This is a genomic window from Mesorhizobium sp. PAMC28654, from assembly GCF_020616515.1.
In the GTDB taxonomy this organism is placed as follows: domain Bacteria; phylum Pseudomonadota; class Alphaproteobacteria; order Rhizobiales; family Rhizobiaceae; genus Mesorhizobium.
Genome location: NZ_CP085135.1, coordinates 4088164 through 4104427, shown reverse-complemented (window position 1 = coordinate 4104427; position 16264 = coordinate 4088164). Strand labels below are relative to the sequence as shown.

At 62.8% G+C, this 16264-nt stretch carries 19 protein-coding genes; 8 read left to right on the top strand and 11 right to left on the bottom strand.

The genetic code is table 11. The features are described 5' to 3' along the window. Nucleotides 1–5: 5 nt before the first annotated feature. From leuB to leuD, 6 genes are all read right to left on the bottom strand, one after another. The gene (gene leuB / locus LGH82_RS20060; protein ID WP_227344397.1) at nucleotides 6–1109 is read right to left on the bottom strand and encodes a 3-isopropylmalate dehydrogenase; all 1104 of its coding nucleotides are present in this window, start codon (nucleotides 1107–1109) and stop codon (nucleotides 6–8) included. Nucleotides 1110–1257: 148 nt separating this feature from the next. Beyond that, complete coding sequence (locus LGH82_RS20055) at nucleotides 1258–1608, bottom strand: VOC family protein (protein ID WP_227344396.1); 351 nt, start codon at nucleotides 1606–1608, stop codon at nucleotides 1258–1260. A 9-nt stretch (nucleotides 1609–1617) separates the two neighbouring features. Then, nucleotides 1618–2001 carry a RidA family protein gene (locus LGH82_RS20050; RefSeq protein WP_227344395.1) on the bottom strand — a complete coding sequence of 128 codons (384 nt, stop codon included), beginning with the start codon at nucleotides 1999–2001 and terminating at the stop codon, nucleotides 1618–1620. Nucleotides 2002–2036: 35 nt separating this feature from the next. Next, the gene (locus LGH82_RS20045) at nucleotides 2037–2531 is read right to left on the bottom strand and encodes an ester cyclase (RefSeq protein WP_227344394.1); all 495 of its coding nucleotides are present in this window, start codon (nucleotides 2529–2531) and stop codon (nucleotides 2037–2039) included. A 34-nt stretch (nucleotides 2532–2565) separates the two neighbouring features. Then, nucleotides 2566–3468: a hypothetical protein gene (locus tag LGH82_RS20040; protein WP_227344393.1), complete on the bottom strand. Its 903-nt coding sequence runs from the start codon at nucleotides 3466–3468 to the stop codon at nucleotides 2566–2568. An 81-nt stretch (nucleotides 3469–3549) separates the two neighbouring features. After that, nucleotides 3550–4155 carry a 3-isopropylmalate dehydratase small subunit gene (leuD, locus tag LGH82_RS20035; protein WP_227344392.1) on the bottom strand — a complete coding sequence of 202 codons (606 nt, stop codon included), beginning with the start codon at nucleotides 4153–4155 and terminating at the stop codon, nucleotides 3550–3552. A gap of 161 nt (nucleotides 4156–4316) precedes the next feature. On the opposite strand from leuD, the gene LGH82_RS20030 reads away from it, so the two are divergent. The 6 genes from LGH82_RS20030 (at nucleotide 4317) to LGH82_RS20005 (ending at nucleotide 8949) form a co-directional block, all read left to right on the top strand. Next, nucleotides 4317–4742: a GNAT family N-acetyltransferase gene (locus LGH82_RS20030; protein WP_227344391.1), complete on the top strand. Its 426-nt coding sequence runs from the start codon at nucleotides 4317–4319 to the stop codon at nucleotides 4740–4742. Nucleotides 4743–4826: 84 nt separating this feature from the next. Next, nucleotides 4827–5141 (top strand): ArsR/SmtB family transcription factor, encoded by a 315-nt coding sequence (locus tag LGH82_RS20025; RefSeq protein WP_227349640.1) that lies wholly within the window; start codon nucleotides 4827–4829, stop codon nucleotides 5139–5141. Further along, nucleotides 5138–5584, top strand: coding sequence for an SRPBCC family protein (locus LGH82_RS20020; protein WP_227344390.1), 447 nt, complete (start codon nucleotides 5138–5140; stop codon nucleotides 5582–5584). Before LGH82_RS20025 ends, LGH82_RS20020 begins: the two co-directional genes overlap by 4 nt. Nucleotides 5585–5624: 40 nt before the next feature. Then, the gene (locus LGH82_RS20015) at nucleotides 5625–6116 is read left to right on the top strand and encodes an SRPBCC family protein (RefSeq protein WP_227344389.1); all 492 of its coding nucleotides are present in this window, start codon (nucleotides 5625–5627) and stop codon (nucleotides 6114–6116) included. A 75-nt stretch (nucleotides 6117–6191) separates the two neighbouring features. Next, a complete protein-coding gene (locus LGH82_RS20010; RefSeq protein ID WP_227344388.1) occupies nucleotides 6192–6929 on the top strand; it encodes a DUF72 domain-containing protein in 738 nt (245 codons plus the stop codon). Nucleotides 6930–7044: 115 nt separating this feature from the next. Then, nucleotides 7045–8949, top strand: coding sequence for a patatin-like phospholipase family protein (locus LGH82_RS20005; RefSeq protein ID WP_227349639.1), 1905 nt, complete (start codon nucleotides 7045–7047; stop codon nucleotides 8947–8949). A 153-nt stretch (nucleotides 8950–9102) separates the two neighbouring features. On the opposite strand, the gene LGH82_RS20000 is transcribed toward LGH82_RS20005, so the two are convergent. The 4 genes from LGH82_RS20000 to LGH82_RS19985 form a co-directional block, all read right to left on the bottom strand. Next, entirely contained in the window at nucleotides 9103–10269 is a 1167-nt protein-coding gene (locus tag LGH82_RS20000) for an NAD(P)/FAD-dependent oxidoreductase (protein ID WP_227344387.1), read from the bottom strand. A gap of 38 nt (nucleotides 10270–10307) precedes the next feature. Further along, nucleotides 10308–11882 carry an ATP-binding protein gene (locus LGH82_RS19995; protein WP_227344386.1) on the bottom strand — a complete coding sequence of 525 codons (1575 nt, stop codon included), beginning with the start codon at nucleotides 11880–11882 and terminating at the stop codon, nucleotides 10308–10310. Next, nucleotides 11873–12565 carry a response regulator transcription factor gene (locus LGH82_RS19990; RefSeq protein WP_227344385.1) on the bottom strand — a complete coding sequence of 231 codons (693 nt, stop codon included), beginning with the start codon at nucleotides 12563–12565 and terminating at the stop codon, nucleotides 11873–11875. Before LGH82_RS19990 ends, LGH82_RS19995 begins: the two co-directional genes overlap by 10 nt. Nucleotides 12566–12661: 96 nt before the next feature. Further along, nucleotides 12662–14122, bottom strand: a complete 1461-nt coding sequence (locus tag LGH82_RS19985) for a DUF4173 domain-containing protein (protein WP_227344384.1) — start codon at nucleotides 14120–14122, stop codon at nucleotides 12662–12664. A gap of 287 nt (nucleotides 14123–14409) precedes the next feature. Between LGH82_RS19985 and LGH82_RS19980 the strand changes: the two genes are divergently transcribed. Both LGH82_RS19980 and LGH82_RS19975 read left to right on the top strand, forming a co-directional pair. Continuing rightward, entirely contained in the window at nucleotides 14410–15306 is an 897-nt protein-coding gene (locus LGH82_RS19980) for an HpcH/HpaI aldolase/citrate lyase family protein (protein ID WP_227344383.1), read from the top strand. Nucleotides 15307–15347: 41 nt separating this feature from the next. Continuing rightward, nucleotides 15348–15554, top strand: coding sequence for a DUF1737 domain-containing protein (locus LGH82_RS19975; protein ID WP_227344382.1), 207 nt, complete (start codon nucleotides 15348–15350; stop codon nucleotides 15552–15554). Nucleotides 15555–15806: 252 nt separating this feature from the next. Here LGH82_RS19975 and LGH82_RS19970 read toward each other — a convergent pair whose 3' ends face one another. Beyond that, nucleotides 15807–16229 (bottom strand): metallopeptidase family protein, encoded by a 423-nt coding sequence (locus LGH82_RS19970; protein WP_227344381.1) that lies wholly within the window; start codon nucleotides 16227–16229, stop codon nucleotides 15807–15809. Nucleotides 16230–16264 lie beyond the last annotated feature (35 nt).

Genomic DNA, 16264 nt, shown 5'->3' with positions numbered 1-16264 from the left:
ACACGTTAGCCCAGGAACTTGGCGATGATCGCGTCGCCCATCTCAACCGTGCCGACCTCGGTCATGCCTTCGGACAGGATGTCTTTTGTCCGCAGACCTTCATCGAGCACGGCGGCGATCGCGCTTTCCACACGGTCGGCTTCATCAACCATGCCGAAGGAGTAGCGCAGGCACATGGCGAAGGACGCGATCATGGCGATCGGGTTGGCGATGCCCTTGCCGGCGATGTCCGGCGCCGAGCCGTGCACCGGCTCGTAGAGCGCCTTGCGCTTCTTGGTCTTGGGGTCCGGCGCGCCGAGCGAGGCCGACGGCAGCATGCCGATCGAGCCGGTCAGCATGGCGGCGATGTCGGACAGCATGTCGCCGAACAGATTGTCGGTGACGATGACGTCGAACTGTTTTGGCCAGCGCACCAGCTGCATGCCGCCGGCATCGGCCAGCATATGGTCGAGCTTGACGTCGGCGTACCTTGCCTTGTGGGTCTGGGTGACCACCTCGTTCCACAGCACGCCCGACTTCATGACGTTGCGCTTTTCCATCGAGGTGACGTGGTTCTTGCGCGTCCGCGCCAGCTCGAAAGCGACGCCCGAAATACGCTCGATCTCGAACGTGTCGTAGACTTGCGTATCGATGCCGCGCTTCTGGCCATTGCCGAGATCGATGATCTGCTTGGGTTCGCCGAAATAGACGCCGCCGGTCAATTCGCGCACGATCAAGATGTCGAGTCCTTCGACCACTTCCTGCTTGAGCGAGGAGGATGCCGCCAGCGCCGGATAGCAGATGGCGGGGCGCAGATTGGCGAACAGCTCCATGTCCTTGCGCAGACGCAGCAGGCCGGCCTCCGGGCGCACTTCATAAGGCACGGCATCCCATTTCGGGCCGCCGACAGCGCCGAACAGCACCGCATCCGCAGCCATCGCCTTTTCCATGTCGGCATCGGAAATCGCCGCGCCATGCGCGTCGTAAGCCGAGCCGCCGACGAGGCCCTCGTCGGTGACGAAGCCGCTGCCGAGCTTGTCATTCATGGCCGAGATCAGCTTCTTAACCTCGGTCATGGCCTCCGGGCCGATACCGTCGCCGGGGAGCAGGAAAAGATGCTTCGTTGCCATGAAAACCATCCCAGAAAGATTGCGTTTCGATTTTGCACAGCGTCCTTTGCGCGCCAAGGAGGCGCGCGGCGCTGTGCGACCGCGGCCTTGCTAAACGCCAAGCGCTTGCTGCGCAAGCCTGCAGGTCAATAGCCGGGGCGAGAAGCCATCACCGATGCGAGAGAATGTTGACCAGCCTGCCCAGGGGATCGCGCACATAGAAGCGCCGCACGCCCCAGGGCTCGTCGGCCGGTCCGTATTCGATGGCGAAGCCGGCCTGCTTCATGCCTTGCAACGCGGCATCGACATCGTCGACCTCGATCGAGAGATCCGGCACCGGCGTCCCGGATCCCCCCTCGGTTGCGAAACTGATCTGCACGCTCATTCGTTCAGTCGAACCGTAGGTGGCGATCCAGCCAAGGTCCATCTGGAGATCGAGGCCAAGCACATCCTGGTAAAAGCGCTTCGCCGCCGCGATGTCCGACGTGGCGATGTTGGCGACGATGCGTCGGACTTTCATGGCCGCACCTCAGACCGTGCGCCGCAACGCCGTCACTTCGATCTCGATCTTCATTTCCGGCTTGTTGAGCTGGCAGACAATCATCGTCGCCGCCGGCCTGATCTCGCCGAATGTCTCGCCCAGGATCGGGAAGACCACATCCACGAAGGCCTGATCTGTGATGTAGTAATGCGCCCGCACCACGTCGGCCATGTCGAAACCGCCTTCTTTCAGCGCCTTGCCGATCGTCGCCAGGCAATTGCGCGTCTGCGCCTCGACCGTCTCCGGCATGGTCATGGTCGCATAGTCGTAGCCGGTCGTCCCCGACACGAAGCACCAGTCGCCCTGCACGACGGCACGCGAATAGCCGGCGGTCTTCTCGAAGGGCGAACCGGTGGAGATCAGTTTGCGCATGGATGTCCTCGTGGAATTTTCAGCTGTCTTGATCGTCAGGCGCGCAATTGCGCCAGGACGCCCGCGATGTCGCCCATGCCCCAATGCTCGACGATGCGGCCGTCCACCACCCGAAAAATGTCACAGGAGGTGAACCGCAGTGCCCGACCGGTCGGCGCGACGCCGAAATAGTCACCCTTGTGTGTGCCGCTGTAGACGAAGCTCGCCGCCACATGGTCCTTGTCGGCGACCACGACTTCAATGGCGACCTTGAGATCGGGCATTGCCGCCAGCCGCGCTTTGAAGAAGGCGACCGTTCCCTGTTTCGGGCTGAGGTTCGCTGGCGGTGGCGCGGCGGCGCTTTTTTGATGATTCACATAGGTGTCGGCGAACAGCGCGGAGAAGCCGTCGATATCGCCCGCGCTCAATGTCGCCGCGAATTGTTCCGCCGATGACCGAGGCGAGGGAGCCGAACGGGCGAGGGCCGGTGTCAGCAGACCGCCGCCGAGAAACAACCCGGCTGCCGTTACTTGCCGCCGATTCCGCATCATGACCTCCGTCTGTAAATCGCGAACAAAACGCCGGTTAATTCGCCGATCCCGACGCTTTGTCGAACGCTTCCTTGATGTCGGCCGGCCATGTCGTCAGCGCTGGCCAGGCATCCGGTTCGGGCTTGTCGCCGCGCCGGGCGAAATAGAGCTTCTGGCTGGCCGGGTCGACCGCCATGAAACCGTCATTGCCACCGCAGTCATGCGGCACGCAGCCCGTGGCGTAGAAAGCGCCGGACGCGGTCTTTTCGGTGCCGCCGCCAACCAGCAGGCTGGTCGCCATGTCGGTCATGTCCTTGCCGAGCAGCGTCTGTGCCTGCTTGTAGACGGCCTCGTTGCGGAAGGCGTCGATGATGTTGTCGTATTTCGACGGATCGACATCCTTCCACTGCGTGCCGGGTTCGGGCATGTAGGTGAGATTGCCCGAGGTCGAAAGGCCGCTCTGGGGCGACCATTGCAATGCCGGCTTCGAATCCCCCGGCAAAAGATACGGCACGAAATAGATGGCGCTGTCCGAGATCGCGGCCGGTGGCGCGCCGCATTCGTCCTGTTCGACCTTGGTGCTCTGGATCTTGCCGCCCTCCGGCTTCCAGACGATCATCGTTGCCGGCCCGCACTGGTTGCCGCCGTCGCCGACATCGAACAGCGCCACCTTGACGTCTGATACGACGACGATCTTGTCGAAGGAAACATCGTAGTTGCTGGCCAGCGTCTGGCCGTCGAAGGCCAGTACCTTCTCGCCATCCTGCTCAGGCTGGGTGATGGTCAGTTGCCCGCCCTCGAACGGGATAGGCGACTGGCCCGCGTCGGCGGGGGCGGCCGTATTGTCCGTACCTGTAGCCGGCTGGTTGGGCGCCGGCGCCGACTGCGCAAACGCACTCGCCGCGGGCAGGACCATCAGTACCAGTGCACTGGCGCCAGCGAGAAGCAATCGTGTCATGACAGTCCTCCGTTCACCAGGCGCGAGACCGACCACCGGTGCGGCCTGTCGTTCAGGCCGCGTCTTTCAGGCCGCTTCTTTTCAAGCCCAAGGGCGCTGTTCGGCGTTCCGCTTCTCGAACGATGCGATGGCGCCGGCCTTCTCCATGGTCAGGCCGATGTCGTCGAGCCCATTGAGCATGCAGTGCCGCTTGAAGTCGTCGAGGTCGAACTTGACCACGCCGCCGTCGGGGCCATGGATTTCTTTGGTCTCGAGGTCGACCGACAGCGTCGCATTGGAACCGCGCGAGGCGTCGTCCATCAGCTTCTCCAGATCCTCGGGGCTGACGGTGATCGGCAGCACGCCGTTCTTGAAGCAGTTGTTGTAGAAGATGTCGGCGAACGAGGTCGAGATAACGCAGCGGATGCCGAAATCGAGCAGCGCCCATGGCGCGTGCTCACGCGACGAGCCGCAGCCGAAATTGTCGCCGGCGACCAAAATCTGCGCCTTGCGGTAGGCCGGCTTGTTGAGCACGAAATCCGGATTTTCCGAACCGTCGTCATTGTAGCGCATTTCGGCGAACAGGCCGGTGCCGAGCCCGGTGCGCTTGATTGTCTTCAGATAATCCTTGGGGATGATCATGTCGGTGTCGACATTGATGATCGGCATCGGCGCGGCGACGCCGGTGAGCTTGGTGAACTTTTCCATGGCTTTTGCCCGTGTCTTCGTTGCAGGGGATTGCTGACGCACGGTTTACACAAAGCCGTGGGCAAATAAAAGGCGGCTGTTCCCGGTCGGGCCTTGGTCCATGGCGGTGCACATGAGAAAACAGCTTCGAAACTGCCGTTGCTTGGTGCAGTCTGGCTGGCATGGCTGAACGTTCCCACATCCTGTACGCAAGCGAACCGGCGCTCGACGCCGCCGAGTTCCGCCGCGTGCTGATCGAATCCGGCCTTGGCGAGACACGCCCCATCGATGACGAAGCCCGGCTGAAGACGATGCTGTCGGGCGCCAACCTGGTGCTGACGGCCCGCCTCGATATCGCCGGCAAGCCGCTGGTCGGCGTTGCCCGTGGCATCACCGACTTTTCCTGGGTCTGCTATATCTCGGAACTTGCCGTTTCCGGATCGGCACAGGGGCTTGGCATCGGCAAGGGCCTGCTGAACGAGGCGCGGCTCCAGCTTGGTCCCTCCGTCGCCATCAGCCTGATCTCCGTGCCCGACGCCGTCGGTTTCTACGAACGCATCGGCATGTCCAGGATGCCCGACGCCTTCTGGTTCAACCGCAAGCGCTGACCTCATCCAACGACGACCATAGTGCCGCCGTGCAAGGTTTATTGCTTGACATGCAACTAAATGGTTGCATATTGAGCCATGAGCATGGATGCCGTCTTTCGCGCCTTGGCCGACCCGACACGCCGGCAATTGCTGGATAGCCTCCATGAGCGGAACGGGCAGCCGCTGAACGCGCTATGCGCGGAGATGGACATGACGCGCCAGGCGGTGACCAAGCACCTGGCGATCCTGGAGGAGGCAAACCTCGTCACCACCATCCGCAAGGGGCGCGAGAAGGAACACTACCTCAACCCCGTTCCCATCAACGAGATCGCCGATCGCTGGATCGGCAAGTTCGAACGGGGGCGACTGACCGCTCTCAGCGATCTGAAGAAACGCCTCGAAAGGGAAGAGCCATGAGCAACGCCTTCGTCTACGTGACCTACATCCGCACCACGCCCGAAAAACTCTGGGAAGCCCTGACCGACCCGGAGTTCAACCGGCAGTTCTTCCTCTGCTCCTATCAGGAGAGCGAGTGGAAAGTGGGCTCCAGCTGGAAGCTGATCCTTCCGGACGGCCGTCTCGCCGACAGCGGCGAGATTCTCGAGATCGACCCGCCACGGCGCCTCGTCATCAAATGGCGCAATGAGTGGATGCCGGAGGTAAAGGAAGACGGCTACACGCGCTGCACCTTCACAATCGAGCAGGACGGAGAGTTGATGAAGCTTGCTGTCACCCACGAAGCTGACGGGCCGCACAAGCTGATCGGGAACGTCGCCAAGGGCTGGCCGCTGGTACTGGCCAGCCTGAAGAGCCTGCTCGAGACCGGCAAGGGCTTTCAGCGTCCGCCATCGAAAGGATGAAAGCCGCGTTTCGACAACGAAACAAATTACGGAGGCATCCATGATGCATGTTCTCAACATACAGAGCATGACCAATGGCGAGACGATCATGGCATTAGCCGAGATCGAAGCCTCGCCGGAACGCATCTTCAGCGCATTGGTCACGAAACAGGTCGAATGCTGGTGGGGATCCGCCGACACCTACCGGATGGTCGACTGGTCAGCCGACCTTCGCGTCGGCGGCCGCTGGACGGTTGTCGCCCGGACGGCTGACGGCAGGGACCTGCCGGCCGGCGGCGAATTCCTCGAGATCGAGACGCCGCGCCAGATTGTGCAGACGCGGGCCTATGGCTGGGATCATCCCACGCTTGGCCGGCGGCAAACAACGGTGGCCTATTTGCTGGAGCCGATCGCCAAGGGCACGCGCCTCACCATCTGCCATGGCGGCTTTGCCGGGTTGAGCAATGCGGCGAGCGAGCATGCCGGCGGCTGGGGACGGGTGCTGGCGTGGCTTCAAGCGCATGTCGAGGCTGGAAGGCTGGCTGCGGCCTGAGCAGCGAGTCCGCGGCAGCGATGCTTTCGCGCACCCTTACCTTGACCCACGCCTCATCCAGTCCACATCCCATGCATGCAAAAGCAGGGATGTTTCATAGGCACGGCCGGCTGGGGCATTTCCGCGCGATACAAGGATGACTTCCCACAATCCGGCTCGCATCTCGAGCGTTATGCCCAGCGCCTTCCGGTCGTCGAGATCAACACGTCCTTCTACAAGCCGCATCGCCGCGCGACCTATGAGCGCTGGAAGGGCTCCGTGCCCGAGCATTTCCGCTTCGCGGTGAAAACGCCCAAGGCCGTGACACATGAGCGCCGCCTGGTCGCCTGCGAGGACCTTGTCGAAGCGTTTCTCCTGGAGGTCGAAGGTCTCGGAGCCAAGCTTGGCGTGCTGGTGGTGCAGTTGCCGCCGAGCCTGCGCTTCGACCCAGACATCACGGCGGGCTTCTTCGCCATGTTGCGCGGGCGAACCGACGTAAGGCTGGCCTGCGAACCGCGCCACCCCAGCTGGTTCGCCGCGGACGCGGATGCGCTTCTCGCTGGGTGCGGCGTTGCGCGCATTGCGGCCGACCCGGCTCCAGCTCCATCAGCGGAGCGGCCAGCCGGGTGGCCCGGCCTTGCCTACTTCCGCCTGCATGGCGCGCCGCGCATCTATTACTCGAACTACGACGCCGAAAGGCTCGACCAGATTGGGCGGCAAATGCAAACAGCAGCGGCAGCCGGTGCCGAAGTCTGGTGCATTTTCGACAACACGGCCGAGGGCCACGCACTCGGCAACGCCCTCGCTGTCGGCAATTTCTGCACGCGGCAATAGACTTTTCACAAGAAGAGGCACATCGTCTACAAGGCGGAGAACGCTTGGCAGCAGTACTGCTGTATCGAATGCTTCCTTTGTGGGCGATTTGCTTTCAGCATTTTGGGAGGGGTCGGTGGCGGAGAGTTTGTTCAGATATTGCGATCTTGTGATGAAGGGCGGCATCACCAGCGGTATCGTTTATCCCAATGCTGCCTTGGAACTGTCGAAAACCTACCGATTCAAGAGTATTGGCGGAACATCCGCCGGTGCGATTGCCGCCGCCGCATGCGTGGCCGCCGCGGTCGGAGAGCGGCGAAAAACCCTCGGATCCGAAGTCTCCGGAGATCCGGGCCTGATCGGCTTCCACGGCCTGGCGGGAGTGTCGGGGAAGCTTTCGAGCGATGGCTTCATCTACAGCCTCTTCCAGCCCGCACCGGGGGCCTGGAATGCCTACAGGCTGCTCGTTGTCCTGGCCGGAAACGCCAGCACCATACGAAAGTGCCTTTGGCTTCTCTTCGCGGTTATCGCCATCGCTCCGCTTGAAACGTTTTTCCTGTTTGCCCTCCTTTGTTGCGGATGGTGGGCGGCGGGATATTTTTCGAGCTGCTGGGCAATCCTGCTGCATGCAATCCCCTCATTTCTCGGGGCCTATGCGGTCGGCGCGGTATTTGCGGTCTTGCGCGTGGCGCGTGTCGCGCGGCGCAATCTCCTCGGTCTCTGCTCGGGCAAACAGCAGGCCGGGCATTTTGGCGGAAAGTCGAAACCCGCGCTTACCGACTGGCTTCATGAGACCCTGCAGAATCTGTCCGGCCAGTCTCCTGACAAGCCACTCCTGTTCAGCGATCTGTGGCACGCGCCGCGCTATGAGCATGAGCCGCATTCGGACCATGCCGTTTCGCTGACAATGATCACCACCGACGTCTCGCATAGCGAGCCGCGAAGCCTGCCCTTCGACAAGGACACACATTTCTGGTTCCTGCAGCGCGAATTCGAGACGCTGTTTCCCAAGGATCTCGTTGACTGGATGATCAGGCAGGCTCCCGAAAATCGCTCCTTCGAGGGCGAGACATACTACCCTTTGCCAGCCGCATGCGACCTGCCGGTGCTGGTGGCCACGCGGATGAGCCTGAGCTTTCCCCTCCTGATAAGCGCCGTTCCCCTCCATGAATCGATTGGCGCCGGAACCATTCAAGGTGAGGCGACGCCGGAGCCGAAGCGCGGCAGGCCGAAAACGCAGCTGGACAGCACCGACTCGCTTGCCGCCGGAGGCACCGGAGAAGGGCCCGCCGCCGCCTTCCGGCAGTGCTGGTTTTCCGACGGCGGTATCTGCAGCAACTTCCCCATCCACCTGTTTGACGCTCCTCTGCCACGGTGGCCTACTTTCGCGATCGACCTCGTGTACCCTGACGCAAATGGGCCCGGTGCGGGCAACCGGACGAAAACCCCTGACGTTTTCCTGCCGAAACCCAGCGACGGCTGGCAGGCCCAGTATCAGTCGATCGCCAGCATGTTGGCCGTGCAGGAGCTGTCGGGATTCATTTTTGGCATCATCGCGACGATGCAGAACTGGCGCGATTTGCTCCAGTCGCGCGCCCCCGGCAACCGCGAACGGATCGTCCATGTTTCCCTGACGCAGGAACAGGGCGGCATGAACCTGAACATGTCCAGGGACATTCTGGCGCAGATCTCGCTCAAGGGAACGCAGGCGGGCCAGAAGTTCGCGGAATTCTCTTTCGACGACCACTATTGGACACGCTGGCGCAACCTCGCGTCGGCCATGCAGCGCTACACGATCAAGGTCGCCGACAGTGCGAACTACACGCCGAAGATCGCCGAGTACGTGAACGCCTACGAATCGGCGCGTACCGACAATCCGGTTCCGCCCTATGATTTCGAAGGTTCCGTGCAACGCGAGGAGGCAAGAAATCTACTCGAAGGCCTGATCGCCAAGGGCCATGAATGGAAAGACAAGGGACCTGATTTCACCAACACGGCACCAAGACCGCTGCCCCAGATGCAGATTACGCTGACCTATTAGAGCCTGTTCCATCTCGAAGGAATCGGGATGGGGCTCTATCTGTTTGTTTGAGCATGATCTCTGGACAAACGGGGACCGTTTGTCCGAGAAAGACGGCTTCCACCTTTCGGGATCATGCTCTCCAGGGCACGATCCCGAAACGGCTGGAGGCCCTCAAATCACGTTCAACTCTCGGAACGCCCGACCTTCGGCGACGCGACTGTAGCCGAACGCCGAACAATCCACCGTGCGGTAGCCGCCATGGACGATCAACTCGGCCAGCGCCTTGCCGACGGCTGGCGCCTGCTGCAGGCCGTGGCCGGAAAAGCCGTTGGCGAAGATGAAATTGCCGACCTGTGGGTGCGGGCCGACCACGGCATTCTGGTCGAGCGTGTTGTAGTCATAGTGCCCGGCCCAGGCCCGCGTCGGCTTGATCGCCTCGAAGGTCGGGATACGTGTGGCCAGCACCGGCCAGATCACGTCCTCGAACAGCGGCCAGTCCGGCTCGAAATCGCTGGGATCGGCGGGGCCATCGCCCTCTTCCGGCTCGGCGCCGCCGGTGAGGTAGACCGAGCCTTCCGGGCGCACATAGATGCCGGAGGGATCGACCAGCAGCGGCATATCAGCATATTTCTCGCGTGCCTCGAAGACGAAGACATTGCGCTTGCGCGGCTCGACCGGCAGCGCCAGCCCGGCAAGGGCAGCCACCTTGCCGGCGTTCGGCCCGGCGGCATTGACGACGATGCCGGCCTCCAGCGTCTCGCCATTGCCGAGGGTGACGCCGGTGACGTGGTCGCCCTGCCGCTCGATGCCGGTGACATCAGCGGTGATGAAATCTATCTTCTTCTCCCGCAGCGCCTTGCGGAACAGCATCAGCATCGCATGCGCGTCGAACCAGCCTTCGCCGGTCCGGCCATAGGCGCCGGCGGAAATACCTTCGGTTGACAGCCACGGGAAGCGCCGCGTCAACTGCTCGGCGCCCTCAAGCACGATGTCGGCGCCTTCGGCGACCTGCGCGTCATGATTGGCCTTGAGGATCGGCAAGCCGTTCTCGCCGGCGAGGATGAGATAGCCGCCCTCGCGGAAACCGATGTCAGCGTCCGTGCCGAATTCTTCCTTCAGCCGCCGGAACAGTTTCAGCGTGAATTGCGACAGGCGGATGTTTTCTGGAATCGAGAATTGCTGGCGGATCGAGGCCATGGACAGTGTCGTCGCCGCATGGGCAAATTGCGGGTCACGCTCGATCAGCGCGATGGAGCCCGAAAACCCCTCCTCGCGCAGATAATAGGCAACCGAGGAACCGACGATGGCCCCGCCGATGATGAGAATGTCGTAGCGCACTCTTTATGCCCTTTCCGATTCGAGCCGCTGATAGGGAGTTACGCGGCAGGCAAAATGATCTCGAAGCGCGTGCCGGTCTCGGAGTCAACCAGCCGGATCGTACCATCATGCGCTTTCAGAAGGGCCAGCACGATACCCAGCCCCATCCCGGTACCACCGGATTCGCGGCGCGTGGTGAAGAACGGTTCGAAGATTCGCGCCCGGTTGCTGGGCGAAATGCCGGCGCCGTCGTCATCGATCAGGATGCGCGCCTTGCCGTCGATACTCGTCGTGGTGATCGAAACCAGCGTCGCGCCGTGCCTAGCCGAATTGTCGATGAGATTGGTGAGCACGATCGCCGCGTTCTCGGTGGACATGCGCAGGCTGGTATCGCCGCCGGCCTCGACGCGAACCGCCAGCCGGCTGTCGACAGGGAGCGCCGCGCTGATCGAGGTGATTTCACCACTTGGAGCGCGGTTTTCGGCACGCGCCAAGTCGAGCAGGCGACGGACCAGCAGATTGAGACGCCCCGCATCGGTGACGATGTTGTTGGAAAAGCGCCGCCGCTCCGCATCGTCCATCGCCGCCCCGGAATCGCGCAGCAGCTCGGCCGCGCCCTGGATTGCCGTCAGTGGTGATTTGAGCTCGTGCGAGACATGGGTGGCGAAGGTCTGGATGCTGTCGGACCGCGCCTGCAGTTTTTCGGCCATGTCGAGGAAGGCGGCCGACAGCTCCGCCATCTCGCGCGTGCCGTGGTGGTCGAGCGGCCTGATCGCGTCGCGCTCGCCGGCGGCGATGCGCTGGGTGCGGTCGATCAGCGCATAGATCGGCCGGCTGACGGTGCGCAGGAACACCAGGCCGATGAGCAGCGTGCCGCCGAGGATGGCGATCGCCGCCGCCGTCACCTTGCCGCGTTCGCCATAGAGATGCTTGACGATGTTGTTGGGCGTCCGCGACACATAGACCACGCCGGCGACATGACCGTCGACGACCGCCGGCATGGCGACGAAGACCCGCACCCTGGTGCCACGGCTGACCGAATAGAGCGGCGGTGTCGGCTGGTCGGGGATCCGCAGCCTGAGTTCGCTGGCATAGCGTCCGGCAAGCGCTTCTTGCACCTCCGGGACCTCAGCCAGCGACTGCCCGACTTCATCGCGGCCGGCAATCACGACGCCCCTGGGGTCGAGCAGCCGGAAGCCGGCAAGCGTGGTTTTCTGCGTGGCGTCTAGAATGCCGGACAGGCGCGCGCCGATCGCCGCGAAAGCGGGATCGATGGTTGCTGCCTGCCCTGCGGACCGGGTCGGCAGGATAGCGTCCGAGGCAAGATCGAGGCTAGGCTCGATCGGCAGGTAGGGGTAGTTCACATTGCCCCGGCTGGCAGGCATCGGCGCGCCGAGCTTGTCTGTGGAAATGCCGGCATCGCGCACATCCCGAGCATAGATGGCGGCGATGGCCGCACCTTGTGCAATCAGCTCCGCCTCGGTCTGGCGGATCAGCTGGTTTTCGTAGAGGCGGAAGAAGAACAGGCCGACCAGCGGCAAGGCCATCACCAGGATCAGGATGGCGACGACGACCGTGGCCAGGCGCGGCCGCCATTTGCGGCCAATCCATCTGTGGCTCGTCGTCAGCCGCATCGGCCAAGCCGGAAGCCAACGCCATGCACGGTCTCGATGGCATCGAGGCAACCCGCCGCCGCCAGCTTGGCGCGGATGTTGCGGATATGGCTGTCGACGGTGCGGTCGGCGACATGGATGTTGGTGGCATAGGCATTGGCCATCACCATGTCGCGGTCGAGCACATGGGTGGGCCGCGCCAGGAACCCCCTGAGGATCGAGAACTCGATTGCCGTCAGGGCAAGCGGCTTGCCGTCGAAGCTGGCGGCATGGCTGGCCGGCGCCAAAGCAAGCTTGCCATGCGCGAACTGCCTGTCGTCGGTTTGTTCGGGCGGTATTGGGCGGGCGCGCCGCAGGATGACGTTGACGCGGGCGACCAGCTCGCGCGGGCTGAACGGTTTGGTCACATAGTCGTCGCCACCCATTTCGAGGCCGAGAATGCGGTCGATCTCCTCGTCGCGCGCGGACAGGAACAGCACCGGCACATCGGATCGCTGCCGCAGCCGCCGGCAGACCTCCAGCCCGTCCATTTCGGGCATGCCGATGTCGAGCACGATGAGATCGGGTGCGCAGCGTTCGACCGCCTGCAGGGCAGCAGCACCGTCGGCCACCCCCTGCGTTTTCATGCCGGCCTTTTCCAGCGCGAAGCAGATCACTTCGCGGATATGCGGATCGTCATCGGCGACGAGAATGTGATGCGGCATGGGTCAGCGGTCCCGCATGTAAGGTTCGGAAACGTCAGTAACACGAGCGTGGGCTCTCCTGTCGAGATAGGCAAGCAGCCGCCAATCGCGAAAGCTTCAGACCCGCCAGTTCTGTTGCAGGATACGATACGAACCCTTGTCGCTTTCATGCTCTACAAAGAGTTCGCTGAAGACCCGATCACCGGCGGCAACCGTGCGCCGCTGATGATCGAGGAAGCGATCAAGGGCCGGAAACGCGGCCGGGCCAAGCGCACGGAGATACCAGGCGTCGAGTGGGATGCCCTGTCCTGTCATCTCAAGGGAATGGTCAACATTGTAGTTGGCGATCAGCGTCGCGAAGTTGATGAAACAGCAGGCATAGAGCGTCGCCGAAAGCGTCAGAAGATTGGCGGATAGCAGCCACGTATTGGGTTTGCCAAGCGCGATGCGGGCGATGATCAAGGCAAGTCCCGCCGCCACCAGCCCCATCCAGACGAAGGCGGCGACGCGCCAGTAGGTCAGCGAATAGACGCCGATATAAAGGTCGAGCCGCAGGATCGAGGAGATGACCAGCACGATGTTCTGCGTCACCCAGGCATAGACCAGCCTGCGGATAAGGGGATCAGCGGACGTCTCGCTGCCCGGACGCAGCGCCGCCAGCACGAAGCCGGCGGCGAGCAACGCGGTGACGATCAGCGGATAGGCGCCGCGATGCGCATAGACGGCATAGGTCAGCCCGTCGGGCAGCGCGATGCCGGCCCACAGATATGCGGCATCGAGCCCGGTCTGCACCGCAAACAGGATGTTGAAGACAACGAGCGCACGCAGGATGGCGGGTTTGCCGAACAGCACGTCTTCGACGACATGCCTTTCTGGATTGGTCGCCGGCTGGGCACCGGCGAGGCCTCGCCCCAGGCGTGCAAGGCGGCGCGGAAAGCGGGGCAGGCGTGGCCGCAGGAAGACCCAGACGCCGGCAAGCACGAACAGCCAGAAGGCAATCCGCGCAAGCTGGATCAGATCCAGCAGCTTCATGAGATCGATCAGCGACAGCCAATATTCGATGACCGGATTGGCGGCGCCAAACAGAGCGAGGAAGATGGCGCCAAGCGTCAGCGGCATCACCCAGACGGCAACGGTCGCAAAGCGGATACGGCGCCGGCCGATCCGCCGCGCCGCCTTTCGCCAGCGGATGAAATCGCGCATGAACCGGAACGGCGCGGCCAGCAGGAACAGCACGATCTGGCCGGCAATACGGCCGATCCGGTTTCGCAACCGGCCGGCCAGCGAAAGCGCGAAGATGGCCAAGGCCACAAGCGCGATCGAAACGGACAGCGGGCTGACATTTTCGGCAAGTGGCAGCAGCGCGACGAACAGGGCGGCTGGCCTGACCCAGACCCTGCCACTGCTGAAGGCGGTGGGATGCACGGCCACGACCGCACCGGCAATCAGGATGGCGAACAGGAAAACCGTGATGCCGGCGGGCTGGCCGTAGAAGAGGAAATCCGCCAGCACGACCAGCAAGACGGCGGCGCCGAAGCGGCTGCAATAGCTTGGTGCGGCAGTGAAGAACGACGTCATGGCCGGGCCTTCCTGATGGCGTCCAGCCGGATCGTCGGCGGTCTCTTGCGGGCAAAAGGGATAAGGGTTGCCGCCGCACATGCGCATCGCCGAGCCACCAACCGTCATTGCGGAGGCGGGAGGGCAGGGACCAGCGGGGGTTTCGTGTCTCTTGCATGCCGCTGGTTTGACAGGCGGACGTGCGGACGGCGGGACAAAGCCTAGGAGGTTTTCGGGACTTTTATGCAGTTTTCGTGCAGCGCTGGAGACGGCTTGCCTCTACCGGCATCAAACGGCATAGATCGGGCATGACAACCGACACCTACCGCCCGCGCCGCTCGGTGCTCTACGTCCCGGCCTCGAACGACAAGGCGCTGGCCAAGATCGCGCGGCTTTCCTGCGACGTAGTCATCATCGATCTGGAAGACGGTATCGCCCAGGCCGACAAGGTTTCCGCGCGCGAAAAACTGGCGGGCATCTTCGCCAATCGCCCAGTTGCCAACCACTTTGGCCGACGCTGCGAGATGATCGTGCGCATCAATGCCCTCTCCAGCGAACGGGGCGCGGATGATTTGCTGGCAGCGGCAAGTTGCCTGCCCGACGGTATCCTTTTGCCCAAGGTCAACACGCCGCGCGACATTCTGGAAGCTGGCGACGCGCTCGACGACAGTCTTGCGCCGGACGACGTGAAATTATGGGTGATGATAGAGACACCCAAGGCGATGCTCAACATCGGAACTATCGCTGAGCTCGGCCGCGACCCGGCTTCCCGGCTGGCTTGTTTCGTTGCCGGAACGAATGACCTGGTGAAAGACACCGGCGTGCTGGCGACGCCTGACCGGCGTTACCTCGTGCCTTGGCTGATGCAGATGGTGCTGGCGGCGCGCGCTGGTGGCCTCGACGTGCTCGATGGCGTCTTCAACGATTTTCGCGACCTCGATGCTTTTGCACGCGAATGCGCGGAAGCCGCCGCCATGGGTTTCGACGGCAAGACCCTCATCCATCCCGCTCAGATCGAAGCCGCGAACAATGCCTTTGCCCCATCGGCCGAAGCCGTGATCGAGGCACGCGCGGTGAAGGCCGCTTTTTCGTTGCCAGAAAATGCCGGCAAGGGCGTGATTGCGCTGAATGGCAGAATGGTCGAGCGGCTGCATCTGGCGCAGGCTGAAAAACTGCTGGCGAAGGCGGCCGCCATCGGCGCATGATAGGGCCCGATGCGCGTGCTACTCACGACAGGACTTGACGGATGAAACTCTACCGCTTTCTGACTGGCCCGGACGATGCCAGCTTCTGCCACAAGGTGACGGGGGCTCTGAACAAGGGCTGGCACCTGTTCGGCTCACCGACCTACGCCTACGACAAGAAAGCCAAGGCCATGCGCTGCGGCCAGGCCGTGGTCAAGGATATCGACGGTCAGGAATACGGGCCCGATACAAAGCTCAGCGACTGGTAGGCCGCAAAGCGCCTGCCCTTCCTTCGTCATCCTAGGGCTTAGCAGTCGCGAACCGACGTCGCGGAGACCCTAGGATCCATTCCGTTACCTTGGCCAAAGAGCCCGGCGGATCAGGATTGGTGCGACAGGAAAAGCGCAACGGATGGTCGCCCTGTCGTGCACCGTCGAGCACGGCACCATCATCCCAGCATGGATCCCAGGGTCTTCGCTCCGCTTTGCGTCGGTCCGCCCTGGGATGACGAAGGTGTGCGCCTATTCAGCCGCCTCTTCGATTTTTTCCATATCGTCATCCGACAGGCCGAAATGGTGGCCGATCTCGTGGATAAGCACGTGGGTGACGATGTCGCCCAGCGTTTCCTCGTTCTCGGACCAGTAGTCGAGGATGGCGCGGCGGTAGAGCGTGATGCGGTTCGGTCCCTCGCCGGTCTGCGGGTTCCAGCGCTCGGCGATGCCGCGACCCTCGAACAGGCCGAGCAGGTCGAAGGGCGTTTCCAACGACAGGTCGTCCATGATCTCGTCGGTCGGGAATTCGGTGATCTGGATGACGATCTCGCCAGTCAGCTTGCGGAAATCCTCCGGCAGATGGGCATAGGCCTCCAGCGCCAGGAACTCCATTTCCTCCATCGAGGGCGAAAGTTCGTCGTGCCAGGTGCGGGTCTTGTAGATGCGGGCCATGCTTTTTCCTTTGAACCCGGCATATAGGCTTTCGC

Coding starts and splice junctions, on each gene's coding strand:
- leuD (WP_227344392.1), bottom strand. CDS start 4,155: ATGGAAAAGTTCACCAAGCTCACCGGCGTCGCCGCGCCGATGCCGATC.
- leuB (WP_227344397.1), bottom strand. CDS start 1,109: ATGGCAACGAAGCATCTTTTCCTGCTCCCCGGCGACGGTATCGGCCCG.
- LGH82_RS19980 (WP_227344383.1), top strand. CDS start 14,410: ATGACAACCGACACCTACCGCCCGCGCCGCTCGGTGCTCTACGTCCCG.
- LGH82_RS19990 (WP_227344385.1), bottom strand. CDS start 12,565: ATGCCGCATCACATTCTCGTCGCCGATGACGATCCGCATATCCGCGAA.
- LGH82_RS19970 (WP_227344381.1), bottom strand. CDS start 16,229: ATGGCCCGCATCTACAAGACCCGCACCTGGCACGACGAACTTTCGCCC.
- LGH82_RS20015 (WP_227344389.1), top strand. CDS start 5,625: ATGATGCATGTTCTCAACATACAGAGCATGACCAATGGCGAGACGATC.
- LGH82_RS19985 (WP_227344384.1), bottom strand. CDS start 14,122: ATGACGTCGTTCTTCACTGCCGCACCAAGCTATTGCAGCCGCTTCGGC.
- LGH82_RS19995 (WP_227344386.1), bottom strand. CDS start 11,882: ATGCGGCTGACGACGAGCCACAGATGGATTGGCCGCAAATGGCGGCCG.
- LGH82_RS20055 (WP_227344396.1), bottom strand. CDS start 1,608: ATGAAAGTCCGACGCATCGTCGCCAACATCGCCACGTCGGACATCGCG.
- LGH82_RS20050 (WP_227344395.1), bottom strand. CDS start 2,001: ATGCGCAAACTGATCTCCACCGGTTCGCCCTTCGAGAAGACCGCCGGC.
- LGH82_RS20025 (WP_227349640.1), top strand. CDS start 4,827: ATGGATGCCGTCTTTCGCGCCTTGGCCGACCCGACACGCCGGCAATTG.
- LGH82_RS20010 (WP_227344388.1), top strand. CDS start 6,192: ATGCAAAAGCAGGGATGTTTCATAGGCACGGCCGGCTGGGGCATTTCC.
- LGH82_RS20040 (WP_227344393.1), bottom strand. CDS start 3,468: ATGACACGATTGCTTCTCGCTGGCGCCAGTGCACTGGTACTGATGGTC.
- LGH82_RS20020 (WP_227344390.1), top strand. CDS start 5,138: ATGAGCAACGCCTTCGTCTACGTGACCTACATCCGCACCACGCCCGAA.
- LGH82_RS19975 (WP_227344382.1), top strand. CDS start 15,348: ATGAAACTCTACCGCTTTCTGACTGGCCCGGACGATGCCAGCTTCTGC.
- LGH82_RS20030 (WP_227344391.1), top strand. CDS start 4,317: ATGGCTGAACGTTCCCACATCCTGTACGCAAGCGAACCGGCGCTCGAC.
- LGH82_RS20045 (WP_227344394.1), bottom strand. CDS start 2,531: ATGATGCGGAATCGGCGGCAAGTAACGGCAGCCGGGTTGTTTCTCGGC.